Source organism: Aliiglaciecola sp. 3_MG-2023 (assembly GCF_030548205.1).
Lineage (GTDB): Bacteria > Pseudomonadota > Gammaproteobacteria > Enterobacterales > Alteromonadaceae > Aliiglaciecola.
The window spans coordinates 69,089-85,478 of the sequence record NZ_JAUORV010000014.1 but is presented as its reverse complement, the minus strand read 5'-3'; the positions used below and the strand labels follow the sequence as shown (position 1 = coordinate 85,478).

Sequence of the window (16,390 nt, the reverse complement as noted above, 5' to 3'; positions counted from 1 at the left end):
GGGGAAAGCAATGTTCTCGCAATTTTTCATTCGCAGGCCAATTTTTGCAGCTGTCATTTCACTTATTTTCCTGATTGTAGGTGCCATCTCTGTTTGGCAATTGCCGATAACCGAATACCCAGAAGTAGTGCCGCCCACAGTTGTGGTGACTGCTAATTACCCAGGAGCAAACCCAAAAGTTATCGCCGAAACTGTCGCATCACCGTTAGAACAAGAAATCAACGGCGTAGAAAATATGTTGTACATGTCATCGCAAGCTACTTCCGATGGCCGTATGACTTTAACCATTACATTTGCCATTGGCAGTGATGTTGACCTAGCCCAAACTCAAGTGCAAAGTCGTGTAGAGCGTGCAAAACCACGACTGCCGGAGGAAGTACAACGATTAGGAATAACCACAGAGAAATCGTCACCAGATTTAACCATGGTTGTGCATCTAACCTCACCAGATAAACGTTATGACATGCTGTACTTATCTAACTACGCAGTGCTAAACGTGAAAGATGAATTGGCCCGTATTGAGGGAGTGGGTCAAGTTCGAGTATTTGGCGCGGGCGATTACAGTATGCGCGTATGGCTAGATCCAAACAAAGTGGCCGCGTTAGATTTGTCTCCAAACAACATTGTGACCGCTATCCGAGAGCAGAACCAACAAGCTGCTGCTGGTAGTTTAGGCGCGCAACCCAGCGGCAATAGCGACTTTCAATTACTCATCAACGTAAAGGGCCGTTTAGCCAACGTAGAAGAATTTGAAAACATCATAATCAAAGTCGGTGAGCAAGGTCAGATTAGTCGCTTAAAAGATGTGGCACGTGTCGAATTAGGTGCTTCATCATATGCACTTCGTTCCATGTTGGACAATCAAGATGCCGCGGCAATACCCGTATTTCAAGCGTCGGGATCGAATGCGATTCAGATTTCTAACGATGTCCGCAGCAAAATGGCTGAACTGTCCCAAGGCTTTCCTGATGGGTTGAGTTATGAAATTGTTTACGATCCAACCGTATTCGTCCGTGGTTCAATTGAAGCGGTAGTGAAAACACTTCTTGAAGCCATATTATTGGTGGTATTGGTGGTCGTAGTCTTCTTGCAAACATGGCGAGCGTCAATTATTCCCCTTGTGGCTGTACCTGTCTCCTTAGTGGGTACATTTGCGTTCATGCACCTTTTAGGGTTTTCCCTCAATGCACTATCGCTATTTGGTTTGGTATTAGCCATAGGGATTGTAGTAGACGATGCCATAGTTGTAGTAGAGAACGTGGAACGAAATATTGCTGACGGATTATCTCCAGTGGATGCCACACAAAAAGCCATGAAAGAAGTGACAGGACCGATAGTTGCAACCACTTTGGTATTGGCGGCAGTCTTTATCCCAACTGCATTTATGTCTGGTTTAACAGGGCAATTTTACCGCCAATTCGCCTTAACCATCACCATTTCAACCTTTATATCTGCAATCAACTCTTTAACCCTTAGCCCTGCTCTTTCGGCTCTGTTGTTAAAAAGCCATGGCAGCAAGAAAGATCGATTAACCCTGGCTATGGACAAACTATTGGGTGGTTGGTTATTCAATCCATTCAACCGGTTCTTTGCTAAGTTATCCGATGGCTACGGCTGGATAGTGAAAAAAGTACTACGCTTTGGGGTTTTGGTTGGGGTGATTTATATTGGTTTGGTTGGTTTAACCGGTTTACAATTTGCAACCACGCCTACCGGTTATGTGCCTGGCCAAGATAAACAATACTTAGTCGCCTTCGCCCAATTACCGGATGCAGCTTCACTAGAGCGCACTGAACAAGTGATTAAAGAAATGTCGCGGATCGCTCTGCAACAACCTGGCGTCGCCCATTCAGTCGCCTTCCCTGGTTTGAGCATAAATGGTTTAACCAATAGCACCAACAGTGGCGTGGTATTTACCCCATTGGATGACTTTTCCCAGCGAACTGATCCCAGTTTATCAGCTGGAGCAATCGCCGCCGCCCTTAATCAAAAGTTTGCAGCGATTGAAGATGCATACATCGCTATATTCCCGCCGCCGCCAGTCCAGGGCTTAGGCACCATAGGTGGTTTTAGATTACAAATTCAAGACCGCGGAAATTACGGATATGACGAGCTGTACAAGGTAACCATGCAAGTTATGCAAAAAGCTTGGGCAACTCCTGAATTAGCAGGTGTATTCTCAAGTTATCAAATCAATGTACCGCAACTTGATGTGGATATCGATCGCACGAAAGCAAAACAACAGTCAGTTTCATTAGATGAGTTATTTGGCACACTGCAAGGTTATATGGGATCAGTTTACGCAAATGATTTCAATCAGTTTGGCAGAACTTATCAGGTTAATGTGCAAGCCGATGAGCAGTTTAGGCAAACCCCCGAACAAATTGCCCAGCTAAAAGTGCGTAACAATAACGGTGATATGGTTCCCATCGGCTCTTTCATAAACGTGACTAACACCGCTGGCCCTGATCGGGTCATGCATTACAACGGCTTCACCACAGCGGAAATAAATGGTGGTGCAGCGGCTGGCTTCAGTTCAGGTGAAGCGCAAGCAGCGATTGAAAAAATCCTTGCCGAAACCCTGCCCAACGGAATGACTTATGAATGGACCGAAATTACCTATCAACAAATATTAGCCGGAAATGCTGGTGTATATATATTTCCACTCATTATCTTGTTGGTGTTTATGGTTCTGGCGGCACAATACGAAAGCTTAAGTTTACCTTTAGCAATCATTTTAATTATTCCAATGACCTTACTGTCTGCCTTAAGCGGAGTATTGATCGCCGGAGGTGATAACAACATATTTACCCAAATTGGTTTTATTGTACTCGTCGGCCTGGCGACTAAAAATGCCATTTTGATAGTTGAATTCGCCAAAGAATTACAAGACCAAGGTAGAACTGCCTATGAGGCGATCCTTGAGGCTGGCCGGCTGCGCTTGCGTCCAATCTTGATGACATCCATTGCCTTTATCATGGGTGTAGTGCCCATGGTGTTCTCAAGTGGCGCTGGCGCAGAGATGCGTCAAGCTATGGGGGTTGCGGTATTTTCGGGGATGATTGGTGTCACCCTATTTGGTTTGATACTCACCCCACTATTTTATTACATGTTAGCCAAACGAGGCGAACGCAAAACACCTGAATCCACTCCACTAATTACTGCCCATCAGGAGGTTTCTCATGGGGAATAGATTAACAAAAGCCACTGTTGCAGGGTTACTCGTTAGCCTAAGTGCCTGTGCAGTTGGCCCCGATTACGCTGCTCCAACCAAGGTAAGTGATGTAACCCTTTCCGGAGATTACCAACAAGCTGAAAACCTGACGAATTGGTGGCAAGCGTTCGGAGATGAAGATCTCAATCGTTTAATTAGCGTGGCCCTTGAAGAGAACCGGACTCTATTTCAAGCCCAAGTTAATGTACTAAGAGCATATTCATTGTTTCGTGATAGTGCTAACGATGTATTGCCCAAAGGTACCCTTGATGCGGGTTATCAGGCAGTAGAAAACCCAACGGTACTAAGTAGTGACGATGACACCCTTTACCGTGGTTACACAACAGGTGCGAGCCTAACCTGGGATTTGGATCTATTTGGTAAAGTGCGTCGAGCCATAGAAGCCGCTCAAGCAGAAGCACAACAGGCAGATTTATTGTGGCACGATGCAAAAGTGCAAATTATTAGTCAAGTTGCCTCGACCTACGGTGATTATCGAGGCGCACAATTTCGATTAAAAGTGGCCGAGCAAAATTTACAAAATCTGCGTCAAACCCGCGCTATTGTGCTAGCACGCTTTGAGGCTGGCTTTGCTTCTGAGCTAGAATTAGCCCGTATTGACGCGCAATTATTTCAAGTAGAAGCCAGTGTACCGCAAATCCGTTCGCTGTTAGCCCAAGCGGAAGCGACTCTATCGGCTTTACTGGCCAAAAAGCCTGGAAGTTTAGGCCTAGAAAATGAACCTGCACTCCCTCAGCTTTCACACCCTGTAGCTTTGGTGCCGGGTGAAAATTACCTGCGCTACCGTGCCGATGTCGCCAGTTCAGAGCGAGCGTTAGCCGCAACCACTGCGCGCATCGGTATTGCCACTGCAGATCTCTATCCGAATCTGTCAGTCAGTGGATTCCTTGGTTTTATGTCCGGTTCAGGATTAACCTTAGGGGGAGAGACGAAGAGTTGGAGTATTGCTCCAACCCTGAGTTGGCAGGTTGCCGACCTAGGCTCCGTGAAGGCTCGAATACGCCAGGCAGAAGCCAGTGCAGATATAGCGCTTGCGCAATTTGAGCAACAAATATTTGATGCCCTTGCGGACATGCAACTATCACTACAGAATTATAACTATAGTCGCCAGCAACAACTTAGCACCGAATATCAATGGAAAGCGAGCGAACACGCCATGACGATTGCAAAGCAACGTTTTGAGGCCGGTAGTGGCGAGTTTTTGGAGTTGTTAGAAGCGCAACGTGATGTGCTGCAAAGTCGTGATCAACTAGCACAACTAGAACAACAAAGTTTTAATCGATTAGTCGATATATATCGTGCATTTGGTGGAGGGATTGCGGTTCTTTAATTGAACCTTTTCCCTGCCAATAAACAAAAGATGCATTCTACACAGTTGGTAATGTGACATAAATTAGCTGTCAGGATCAAAATTCTGGCAGCGAACTCCGCCTTATAAAGTTGTATTTCACACCTGAAAACCACCAAACCCCATTGTTAAATTAAAATCAAATTTCGACGTTTTTTACCCCTTCAATTTTCCGTACCGAGTGGTATAATAAACACCTTAATATTTTTCTAGGTAGTCATTATGGCAAGTGGTCGTAAAAGAGAGTTTGACTCTGAAGCAGCATTAGATGCTGCTATGCATGTCTTTTGGCAAAAAGGATATATAGGTGCATCTTTGATGGATTTAACTGACAGCATGAACATTAGTAAACCTAGTATGTATCGCGCTTTTGGTAATAAAGAATCATTGTTTGTGAAAACAACCCAACGCTACATTGACACAAAAATGAAAGCACACCTTAGATTATTATTCGACGAAGGGGTTCCTTTAAAACAACGACTGAAAAACCATATGATGTCCATAGTAGATATGCAGTGTAGCTCAGAACTTTCAAAGGGCTGCTACTTAGTATTGTGCCAATCGGAATTGGTAAGCGGTGTGATCCCCAAAGAGGCGGAACAAATCCTCTTAGAAGCAGAAGCTATGCCCATGCAATTGTACACAGATTTATTCCAACGCGATCCTGAAGCAATTGAATTAGGTTTAAATCAACACGCCCACGCCAACAGCCTTAGTTTGTACACTATGCTAAAAGGCACTGCAAGTATGGCCCGCTCTGGGGTCACTAAATCAGAACTTGAACAATCTATCGACCGCATTATTAACGGTATAGGCGTGCACTAAAGCGCACTAGTGTCATTATCTAGGGAAACTGTCGGACGCATTAGCAAACGTCTTTGTCGATATGGCATTAGCGATTAGCGTTTTTTGAATAATCTGATCAAATGAAAGTCACAAGTTAGGGTTCAGGAGGCATTCGACGTCGTTACAAGTCATCAATTTAGTTAAACGACTTAATTTTCAGGGCGAGTTAACGACTTTCGACAATAGAAATCATTAAACTGACTCCTACTCAAGTTCAAAACTAGTTTTTAAGGATAACGTTGAATGCTGAACAAACAAGTTAACGGAATGAAAATACTGCTCACCATTGTTATTCTTAGTTTAACGGTTTCGAGTCAAGCCAATGAAAAAGTTACTTCTCAGCCTTTATCCATTATTTATGGATTTAAAGAAGCAAATAACAAATCAATTTATTTGAGCGATGAGCAAGGGAAACTACGGATAAAAGTCGTAGATGCGACTAAAAGTGATGGCTACCCATCTGTTTCGCCTACTGGAAAGCAAATAGCTTTTTACGGCAAATACGACGATCACAATACATGGTCAATTCACACTGCAGAAATAGATGGCAGTAATATGCGCCGCTTGACCAATGTAAAAAATGTTTGGGATAGTGCTCCTGCTTGGTCTCCTGATGGAGAAACTATTACATTTGCTAGAGAGTACAAAAATGTAAACGGTGACTGGCAAGAAGAAGTTTGGCTGATGAACGCCGACGGAACTAATCAGCGCCAAATTAAAGCATTAGAAGGGCGTGCCCCTGAATTTATGCAAGATGGACGACTGCTCTTTCAATCTAAGGCCAGCCCAAGTCAAATTAGCATTGCTAATATCGATGGTAGCAATGTGATTCAGCTGACCAATGATGATACAAATAATATGTCTCCTAAAATCTCACCAGATGGTTCGCAAATCGCTTACCTTTCAAATAGAGATGGCAATCAAGAGGTATACATCATGGATCTTGATGGTTCTAACCAGAAACGACTAACATTTAATCGTGTTGAAGAGTGGGATCCAGCTTGGTCTGCTGACGGTTCCAAGGTCTTTTTTTCATCGCAGAATGTCCATGGTTTTTATGATATCTACAAAGTAAATAAGGATGGTTCATCCATTCAGAAAATCTTGAATAATGGCTCTCAATCAGCAACTGTGTATCAGCTGAATAAAAGCTATTTAGAAAAGTTAGTTAAAACGAGGCAAAAATAAAAACAACACATAGAACATGGGTTTTCTGAGTGGCGGCGATTGGGTGTGAGTTCAATTGGTTAATGCAACACTTAGGCGACAGACGGCTTCGAGCGAGGAGCAGTCGGACAGCCCAGCAATTCTGAACGATCCCTTTATGCGTTTAGCAGAGCATCACTGGTGCTGTTTTAGACGTCGGTTCAACTGACCACTGATGTCGGCGCATAATGTCGAGAGTCTCTTTCAAATTCCGATATCAAGAAATTACAAATCAAACAAAAAGAGCCGTAGTCCCCCCATGATATGAATTGTTGCTGTTTAGCTTCGTCTGAAGCGGCGCATTGCAAGTAGCGCCAAGCCAAATAAGCCGAGAGTAGTTGGTTCAGGGACTGCCACCTGCTCAAAGCTCACACCATTTACGCCCAAGGAGTTGCCCGTAAGATTCAGACTATTATCAAACGTTAATGCGTTTGATACTGTCCCGAAACCAGAACTATAACTTTGATTTAGAACGAAGGTAACAAATGTTGCTGAATCATCCAATAGTCCAAAGTTGCCTTGGAGCCCCACTTTAAAATCTGTGATTTGTCCGCCCAATACTGAAAAAGACTGAAAGAAACCGCCAGCTGTATTGTTTAAAGTCAGCAAATCTATTGGCTGACTAGGAGCCCCTAAGCCACCTGGCATTGAATCTACCCAGATGCTCAAAGCTTGCTGATTATCAAGGTTGTCTTGCAAGCCAATTATTCTTCCACTAACAACTCCATCCCGGTTACCTTCATTATTAGCAAAAGAGAAACCAAAAATCAGCGAAGAGTGAGCTGAAAATGAAACACCGAACAACAAAACAAACAAACAACTAATTTTTGCTGTATACAACTTAAGAGAAAGAACTTTTTCTGTTATTTTCATGGCCTATTCCTATTTATTTTTGTGGGGATCACTAAACTAGAATACAGATATTTTTCATATACTCACTTTAAGCAAGAAATAAACCAATAACAAAATATTACATATTTTCATATACCTATATATTCGCAGACATATAGAAAAAAAACGGTGCAAAGAAAGCTGACACAAGTTGGGCCAGGAAACGTAAACATTTGACGCAATTGTCTTGCTTTCCTAATTGAGGTGCTGGGCGGATTTGCAAGTAATATTGCTTAATCAGCAAAATAGAGTAATTTTACCGAACTTTGACTGACTGCAATTGGCACTTAAGACGGCCAGCTTTAATCAAACTCGTGTATCAAAAGCGCTAAATAGAGTTGAGATTAATTCAACTAATGCGCTACTCAAGGTTATGCAGTAATTCTCCTAATTGACCTATTTCAATATCAGGTTCTATTCCCCAAGGATCAAAGACAGCAGTTGGGCTGCGTTTTAACCAAGCCGCATGTAACCCGCAGGACTTCGCTCCGATTACATCAAATGGATTGCCTGAAATCAGCCAGGTATCTTTTGCTTGTGAGTCAATTCTATTTAACAAATGTTGATAAATCTTTGGATCGGGCTTGAATGTATTGATTTCATCGGCAGTTACCACTGCACTAAAGTAATCTGCAATTTTAGCCTGTTCGAGTAAGCTGCAAACCGAAGCAGACTCACCATTGGAAAACGCAATCAATCGATATTTTTCTGCCAATTTAGGAAGGGCAAGTGCAACATCATTAAAGGCCGGTAAACCGCTGTATTGCTTAAGAAGCTGTAGTTTTTGCTCCTCAGTCAAATGGATATTGAGTAAATCACAAGTGAAATTCAACGCGTCTTTAGTACAAACAGAAAAGTGCTCATAACGTTGCATCAATCCACGACGGAAAGAATATTCTAATTGCTTTGCTCGCCACGAATCGGAAAACAACTGCGCTTTACTGCCAACCAAACTTTCTAATTGCTGCAACACCCCCTGGGTGTCTATTAGTGTTCCATAAACATCAAATGCCAAGTTTAGCTTCATACAACCCTTCCCCACTTTTACCATAAATTTAAGCCTATTAGGTTTCAATTAAAAGGCTAAACAAGATTCATAATTAGATTTTCCAAACATCACCGTTGACTTTAACGTACCGTTCGGTACAATGCAAACCATTAAACCGTACCTATCGGTATAAAAAATACTAAAATAACCCAAAATTTGAGGAACATTAGATGACAACATTGACTATCCACACTATAGAATCCGCACCAGCAGACAGTAAACCATTGTTAGAAAATTCAGTGAAAGGATTTGGTATGCTACCAAATCTGCACGGTGTACTAGCAAGCTCGCCGCAAACACTTGAGGCTTACCAAAGATTACACCAGTTATTTATGGATACCTCTTTTGACGCAGAAGAGCTGACCGTTGTTTGGCAAGCGATTAATGTAGAGCACGGCTGTAGCTATTGCGTGCCGGCGCACACTTTTATTGCAAACTCTATGAAAGTTGACCCAGCGATCACAGAAGCGTTGCGTAATCAAGAACCAATGCCAACTGCTAAATTGCAAACATTGTTTGATACAACAATTACCATTGTGCGTAATCGTGGAATTGTATCCCAAACAGATTTAGACAAATTCTACGCTGCGGGTTACGGTGAGCAGCAAGTGTTAGAAATTATTTTGGCATTGTCTCAAAAAGTGATTAGCAATTACACAAATCACATCGCTAGCACGCCAGTAGACAAACCGTTTGAACAGTTTGCATGGTCTAAAGAAGCGTAATATTTAATCGTACAATCACTATAGGAGTGATGATAATGGACAAACAATATACCCCACCCGACATTTGGACTCACGACGCTGAAAGTGGGGGTCAATGGGCAAGTATTAACCGCCCGGTGTCAGGCGCGACACACGAAAAAGCGTTGCCAGTGGGCAAACATCCATTGCAGCTGTACTCGATGGGCACCCCCAATGGTCAAAAAATCACTATTATGTTGGAAGAGTTGTTAGCATTGGGCAAAGACGCCGAATATGATGCTCATATGATCAAAATTGGTGAAGGTGATCAATTTTCATCAGGCTTTGTCGACCTCAATCCTAATTCTAAAATTCCAGTCTTGGTGGATCACTCCTATGAAGAAGCGTTACCTGTTTTCGAGTCAGCGTCTATTCTCATTTATCTCGCAGAGAAATTTAACGTTTTACTTCCAAAAAATGTAGTTGAACGCACTCAAGTAATGAACTGGTTGATGTGGCTGCACGGTTCTGCCCCCTATTTAGGGGGCGGCTTCGGACACTTTTACCATTATGCGCCAGAGAAATACGAGTACCCAATTAATCGCTTCACCATGGAAGTTAAACGCCAATTAGATGTGTTAGATAAGCAACTCGCAAAGAGTACGTTTCTCGCGGGTGATGAATTAAGCATTGCTGATATCGCAACTTGGCCATGGTACGGCAATCTTGTTATAAACAACTCATACGAAGCCAAGGACTTCCTGCAAGTTGAAGATTACAAACATGTACAACGTTGGGCAAAAGCCTTGTTAGCTCGCCCCGCATTTCAACGAGGCCGCATTGTTAATCGCAGTTGGGGAGAACCTTGGGAGTACCTTGAAAATCGTCATAGTGCTGAAGATATTGATAATGTTTTAAAATTAAAACCAGAGTAACGGTTTGCCCCCGTAAAAACGATTATTATAAATGCCAAACAAGCTTAGGGTTGTTTGGCTTTTTTATTAATAAAAATCAAATATTTGATTTAGCATGCAAACAAACATTTTCACTTTAGGCATCAAAAAATCCATTCCTGTGATCTTGCGGCATCCCTCACAGCACTATTTACAGAGACTGTCACCTTAAATACTTTAAATGCGACACCTAAAAACCGGAATACAGTCAAACTTGATGATTGATAATAGTGAAGTTAACGCTTGAAAAGAGTTGCTTAAGACCTATTTATCAATGAAGAATATTTTTGAAAAAGACTCATGCTGCCTATTTTATTACCGTTGTTTATTGGTGTTGTAATCATTGCCGTCATTATCGGCAAACCCTATTGGCGTGAATTCAAACGAAAAAGAGTAAATCAAGTGCCCTTTCCAAAGGAGTGGCGAAAGATTCTGAAACACAGAATGCCCTACTTTAGAAAAATGCCTGCGGATTTACAATTACAGTTAAAACAGCATATCCAAATATTCTTAGCCGAAAAAGAGTTTATCGGCTGCAATGGTGTCATAATTTCCGATGACATCAGAGTAACGATCGCAGCCCAAGCCTGTTTATTATTGCTCAACCGTAAAACCGACTATTACCCAAAACTACGCACAATATTAGTCTATCCTCGCGCCTTCACTAAGCAACAACAAACTCGCAGCTCAGACGGTGTGCATTTTAGCCAACATGTCGCAATGTCGGGAGAATCTTGGGGGTTTGGTAAAATTGTATTGTCTTGGCAAGATACCCTCGATGGTGCTTATTTACCTGACGATGGCCACAATGTGGTGATCCATGAGTTTGCACATCAATTAGATCAAGAAGACGGTTTAGCCGACGGTGCGCCAATTTTAGGTAAAGATCAAAGTTACGCCTGTTGGGCTGATGTTTTTTCAGATCAATTTGAACAACTTAAATACCAGGCTAATTCTGGCAGCCACTCAATATTTGATTATTATGGCGCTACCAATCCTGCCGAATTTTTCGCAGTGGCAAGTGAAGTGTTTTTTGAAAAAGCTAAACAACTCAGGCATGAACATCCAAAACTCTATGAACAATTAAGTTTGTACTACCGCGTAGACCCTAGCCTTTGGTAAACGTAGACGACCTATTAGACTCGGTATCTCTTTAGCTCACAATAATGCAACGCAACGATTTAGATTGAATTGAACCTAAACTGCGTAGTAGCAATTGAAAATTGAGTGTTAAAAGTACAAAAAATACGTGTACATAATCAATCAACGTATGCAGCTATCTATTACACTTTTAGGTATGCCAACATCAACCCTAGATAGAATTATGCAGAAATGGAATTTTAGTCATCAAGTTTGTTCAATGTTCAGTATTGTCAGCCTTTTGGGAATACTGCTAAGTCAATCTAGTTTCGCAAGTTCCAGGCAAACAATTGCGCAAAGCGAACAGACAGTACCAGGCAATAACGGACAATTTAATATTTTTTTGGGTGCGACAATTAACTCTTTCAACGAGGTGATATTTACAGCTCAATTAATAAATACTAGTGAAGGTGAAGCAGATGATACCGCACTTTATCGCATGGCATTGCCCAGCACAGTCAATCCAGCGGTTATTACCCTTGAAGAAGTAATTAGAGAGAATCAATTATTAACCGTTAGCGATCGTTCGTTTCATATCAGCGATTTATATATTGATATTTCTTTTAGGATAACCAATCGACCACTCAGCGACTCCCTAGCTGCCGGCGATTTCACTAATTTGGCCTTGATGTTACCCTTAGTACCGAATTCTAACGAACTTGGCAATTCAATTATTGCGGTAGAATCTGAAAATTCAATTGTTCTAATTGCTGAAGCAGGTGCAACTGTTGAATCGGGAAATGGTGAGTACCGAGAATTTAATATATTTAGCTTAGTTGGAATTGGCAGCAACAACCAGGTTATTTTCTTTTCAAGTTTAGACAATACTGAAAATGACGCAGAAGACAACACAGCTTATTTTAAACGTTCTAATGACAACTCAATTGATGAACTTGTGCGCAAGGGTGATTCAGTAAATGGCGGCATTTTAACTCATCCTGGCGGGCTAGAAACCAACGACAACGGCAACGGTGTATTTTCAGGCCAAAATGACTCCGAAGACGTCAATAACAATTCAGGTTTATATAAAGTTTCCGGTTCTAGCTATTCTCTGGTTGTCCATGAAGGAGATATAGCCCCCACTGATGATACAGAAAATCGTTATTTTTCCGCATTAACTGATGCTCGAATTAATAACCATAATCAAATAGGTTTTAAAGGAATGTTGCAAGATGAAAACGGGTTTGCCGTGACAAATGGCTCTGGTCTGTTTTTAGCCGACAACTTATCCATTAAAAATATTCTACAAAAAGGCCAAACGACACCAGATGGTACTGCCACGTATGGCAACCTACTTAGCCCCTTTAGCGCTACACCGCGCCCGGCGATGAACGATTTGGGACAATTGGCCCTCATAGTCGACTTATTAACCGAAGATGCTCAGATTAACGGGGTATTTAGAGCATCGGAAACAGAGGTGTTAGAACTAGCAAGAAAACACCTGAGCTATGAAGATGGCAGCCTACGAAATTTTCAAGATCCGGCAATCAACAATAGTGGCTTAGTGGTATTTCAAGCCGATTTGGCTATAGAAGAAGTCTTCGATGATGAAGGCTCTTATCTGCGGACAGAAGATATTTTGATTATCACAGATGGGGTACATTACGAAACCATAGAACGCGGGGGACGGGAGCATAACGGTAAAGTTATCAGCGAGATTTTTTTTAATAACAATCCATATGGCCCAGCAAATGGTTTAAGCGATACAGGCACAGTGGTATACACAGTAAGGTATGAAGATGGCCATCGAGGGATTCTCGCCTGGATACCCGACTTTGGTTGGCGTACTGACGTGACACAAGGCGTTTGGGATGATGTGTCACATTGGGATTTTGGCGGTTTACCTGACCAATTTACAGATGTCATTTTAAACCCCGAGCAACCAACCGACATTCTTGGGCCCATTGCAGACACAACAATCAAATCACTATCGTTAGGCGGCACTTCTGGCAGTATTGACCTCACCCTTCAAAACAGTACTTTGAGCATGACCGGTGGCTTGGTAGTTCACTCTGGTTCAAGCATTTTTGGGCAAGGCAGCATAGATTCGAGTGTACAAAATGAGGGGCTCATAGAGGTATTGGAAAATCAGTCACTAACAATATCCGGTGAGATGATTAATGATGGTCAAATTACCATTAATGAAGGAAGCCAATTAACTTTCCTAGCCAATTTTACAGGGGTAAACCCCATTCAAGGAAACGGCACTGTCACTTTTAATGGCGAAATACAGTTAACTGATGAACCAGGCCTGTTGACCATTCAAGGCAGTTTAAATTTGACCGAGGATAGCGCACTAAAAATAGCAATTGCAGGATTAGAACGAGGTGAAAGTTATAGTGCCATTGATGTTGGAGATACAGTCTCCTTAGGAGGCACATTGCAATTAACTATTTCAGATAACCTGAATTTAAGCGATGGCGACACCGTCGAGTTATTGCAGGCCGGACAAATTTCAGGTGAGTTTGATAACTTAATGGTTCCTGATTTAAGCGAACAAGGCTTGCAACTGTCCGTCAACCAATCGACGACTAAACTAGAACTAGTAGTAACTCAAGATGCTGATCCTCTCGATACAGATGCAAGCTCTGGAAGCGGCGCAATAAATATAGGATTGTTTCTATTGTTACTGCTTCCCTTAATCAGATATATTGTTGATAGCAAAAGGGCTGAATAAGCTCAAACGACATTTTTCGTTTAAGTTGGTAATCAAAATTTATCTCGTTGGAAAACGGTTAATGCAGTCAGTTAAAACTTTATTAACTGACAATAGTCTGTTTCAACTGCATTAAAAAGCCATATTAGCTATTTTGAATTTGATGCAATGGCCGGCTTTGTGTAAATAAAAAATACCTAATTTCAATTGCGCAAATTTATACTGTGCTTAGGCCCGAAACAATGCTGTCAAATCTACATTGTCGAAACTACACTGCCAAAACTATGCAATCCAAAACGATGCAATCCAAACAATGCGCTCCATACTCTGCCACTAACGGTATCTTGTCATAGGTTTGATAAAAAGCATGTTGTGCTGTCTATTCTTATTTATCTAGTGGTAAAATAATTACAATCATACTGAATACCTCAAAACCTATTTGCCTTTGAGTAATTCTATCGTTTTTAGACACGAAATTAACACTGTCAAGAACCCTATGCTTATCTGCAGTAAATACAGGGAATTCCTGTCATAGATTACCTTTTAGATTTAGCTTGGTTGTACAAAGATAAAAATTACTATGAATATACCGCGCTCTTTACCCCTACGTATTTTAATCGTAGTGCCCTTTACCTGTTTGCTTATTAGTGCAACAGCTATTTTTGCTGGGGTGTCTTACAATAATAATCGCGCTGTAGCGATAGAAATGGCGCATACTTTCAACGAGTTAATTAGCCAACACCTCGAGAGCTACATAAATAATACCATGGAGCTAATGCCTACCTTGGTGTTAAATAATGCCCAAGCATTAAAAAAAGGCGTACTCTCCAGCGATGACCCCCTTAGCAACTCTCCTTGGCTATTAAATCAATTACGTCAGTCTGATCAACTCAACTTTGTAACTCTGGCATTCAATGATGGTGGCTATATCGCAGCCTCCAGACCCCCGCAAAATAGTAGTACTCTAGAAATAGCCACCAACTTGATGAATGATGAAATGCATTTGCAAGGGTATTCGTTAAATAAGCAAGATTTGCCCAGTGAACTGCATAAAGATATTGGCTTTTACGATCCCCGCTTACGCCCCTTTATGCGTTGTGCCATCACACAACCACAGACCCCATGTTGGGGCAAGGTTTACCAATATCTTGAAGGTAAAAAGTACGCAATTAGTTTTTCACGGGCGATAAGAAATGAACAAAATGAACCCATTGCCGTAGCAGCGGTTGATATGAGCCTCAATCGCTTAAGTGAATACATTAATAAACTCAAATTGAACAACCAGAGCATCGCTTTTTTGTTTGAACAAGACGGAACCCTGCTTGCTTCAACGAAGGAAGATTACTTGGTCGCCAATCCGTTAACCAATACACGTTTCACCTTAAGCAATCATCCAAATACCTTACTAAATGACTTGGCAGCATTCCTTCATCTGGGCTCTTCTGAAGAACTCATAGAGTTGAATAATCGCGATTACGTTGTCACCTCAAAAGACATTCAGTTAGGTTATGGGAAAGTATGGAAGCTGGCAGTTCTACAACCCCTTGACGTGACCATATCCGTGATTAAAGGAAAAACTTCCGATACCATTATTCTGATCTTAGCCACTTTATTAGGGATGATTGCTTTAGGTGCGGCAGTGACAAAGCTGATTGCCAAGCCCATTGAGAACATCAGTAAAATGGCCTTAGATGGCGCGTTAGACGAATTGGAAAAAGCGCCTTTCCAACATAGTTTTATACCCGAAGTGAGGCGTTTATCTTCAAGCTTGGCCCGTTTAGCAAGTGCCCAAATTGTCTCCATTACTCAACTTGAACAACGTGTAGTCCAGCGCACAACAGAGCTCGAAAAAGCCAACGTTCGTTTATTAGCACTATCTCAGAAAGATCCCTTGACCGGAATTGCTAATCGAAGAGTTTTTGATGAAACCTACCGACTTCAATGGGCTTTGGCCCAGCGTCAACAATCGCCAATCGCACTTATCTTATGTGACGTTGATCAATTTAAAGCATTCAATGATAATTACGGTCATCAAAAAGGAGATGCGGCACTGATCCGGGTCGCTAGTAGTATTCTCAAGCAAATTAAGCGTCCGACCGACTTACTGGCTCGTTATGGCGGCGAAGAATTTATATTAGTCTTACCGCAAACTGACGAAAAAGGTGCTTGGGAAATCGCAGAAAGAATCCGCAAAGCCGTAATTGCAGAAAATATCCCCCGTGATGATCAACAGAACTTTCCGTATATAACCTTAAGTGTGGGGTTTGCGTCTATGGTTCCCACCCTTGAGGACGATCGCAAATCACTGCTTAGTCAGGCTGACCAACAACTTTATATTGCCAAAGCGAACGGCCGTAACCAAAGTCGGCCAAGGGTTTGCTAAA

General features: G+C 41.9%; 11 protein-coding genes. 9 read left to right on the top strand and 2 right to left on the bottom strand.

Features of this window, described 5'->3' with window-relative positions; genetic code table 11:
- Positions 1 to 10 precede the first annotated feature (10 nt).
- From Q4574_RS15690 to Q4574_RS15675, 4 genes are all read left to right on the top strand, one after another.
- The gene (locus Q4574_RS15690) at positions 11 to 3,193 is read left to right on the top strand and encodes an efflux RND transporter permease subunit (protein WP_303475183.1); all 3,183 of its coding nucleotides are present in this window, start codon (positions 11 to 13) and stop codon (positions 3,191 to 3,193) included.
- Positions 3,183 to 4,565 carry an efflux transporter outer membrane subunit gene (locus Q4574_RS15685; RefSeq protein ID WP_303475182.1) on the top strand — a complete coding sequence of 461 codons (1,383 nt, stop codon included), beginning with the start codon at positions 3,183 to 3,185 and terminating at the stop codon, positions 4,563 to 4,565. Before Q4574_RS15690 ends, Q4574_RS15685 begins: the two co-directional genes overlap by 11 nt.
- Positions 4,566 to 4,805: 240 nt before the next feature.
- Positions 4,806 to 5,408, top strand: a complete 603-nt coding sequence (locus Q4574_RS15680; RefSeq protein ID WP_303475181.1) for a TetR/AcrR family transcriptional regulator — start codon at positions 4,806 to 4,808, stop codon at positions 5,406 to 5,408.
- Between the two features lie 264 nt (positions 5,409 to 5,672).
- On the top strand, positions 5,673 to 6,617 hold the full coding sequence (locus Q4574_RS15675; RefSeq protein WP_303475180.1) for a DUF5050 domain-containing protein: 945 nt from the start codon (positions 5,673 to 5,675) through the stop codon (positions 6,615 to 6,617).
- 297 nt (positions 6,618 to 6,914) lie between these two features.
- On the opposite strand, the gene Q4574_RS15670 is transcribed toward Q4574_RS15675, so the two are convergent.
- Positions 6,915 to 7,508, bottom strand: a complete 594-nt coding sequence (locus Q4574_RS15670; RefSeq protein ID WP_303475178.1) for a PEP-CTERM sorting domain-containing protein — start codon at positions 7,506 to 7,508, stop codon at positions 6,915 to 6,917.
- Between the two features lie 379 nt (positions 7,509 to 7,887).
- Complete coding sequence (locus Q4574_RS15665) at positions 7,888 to 8,553, bottom strand: haloacid dehalogenase type II (RefSeq protein ID WP_303475177.1); 666 nt, start codon at positions 8,551 to 8,553, stop codon at positions 7,888 to 7,890.
- Between the two features lie 191 nt (positions 8,554 to 8,744).
- Here Q4574_RS15665 and Q4574_RS15660 point away from each other — a divergent pair, with 191 nt between their 5' ends.
- The 5 genes from Q4574_RS15660 to Q4574_RS15640 all read left to right on the top strand — a co-directional run bounded on the left by Q4574_RS15660 (position 8,745) and on the right by Q4574_RS15640 (position 16,389).
- Positions 8,745 to 9,299, top strand: coding sequence for a carboxymuconolactone decarboxylase family protein (locus Q4574_RS15660; protein WP_303475176.1), 555 nt, complete (start codon positions 8,745 to 8,747; stop codon positions 9,297 to 9,299).
- A gap of 35 nt (positions 9,300 to 9,334) precedes the next feature.
- On the top strand, positions 9,335 to 10,192 hold the full coding sequence (gene yghU / locus Q4574_RS15655; RefSeq protein ID WP_303475175.1) for a glutathione-dependent disulfide-bond oxidoreductase: 858 nt from the start codon (positions 9,335 to 9,337) through the stop codon (positions 10,190 to 10,192).
- Between the two features lie 318 nt (positions 10,193 to 10,510).
- Positions 10,511 to 11,332, top strand: a complete 822-nt coding sequence (locus tag Q4574_RS15650; RefSeq protein ID WP_303475174.1) for a zinc-dependent peptidase — start codon at positions 10,511 to 10,513, stop codon at positions 11,330 to 11,332.
- 202 nt (positions 11,333 to 11,534) lie between these two features.
- Positions 11,535 to 14,027 (top strand): choice-of-anchor tandem repeat NxxGxxAF-containing protein, encoded by a 2,493-nt coding sequence (locus tag Q4574_RS15645; protein WP_303475173.1) that lies wholly within the window; start codon positions 11,535 to 11,537, stop codon positions 14,025 to 14,027.
- 559 nt (positions 14,028 to 14,586) lie between these two features.
- Positions 14,587 to 16,389, top strand: a complete 1,803-nt coding sequence (locus Q4574_RS15640; RefSeq protein ID WP_303475172.1) for a sensor domain-containing diguanylate cyclase — start codon at positions 14,587 to 14,589, stop codon at positions 16,387 to 16,389.
- The last annotated feature ends 1 nt before the right edge of the window (position 16,390 follow it).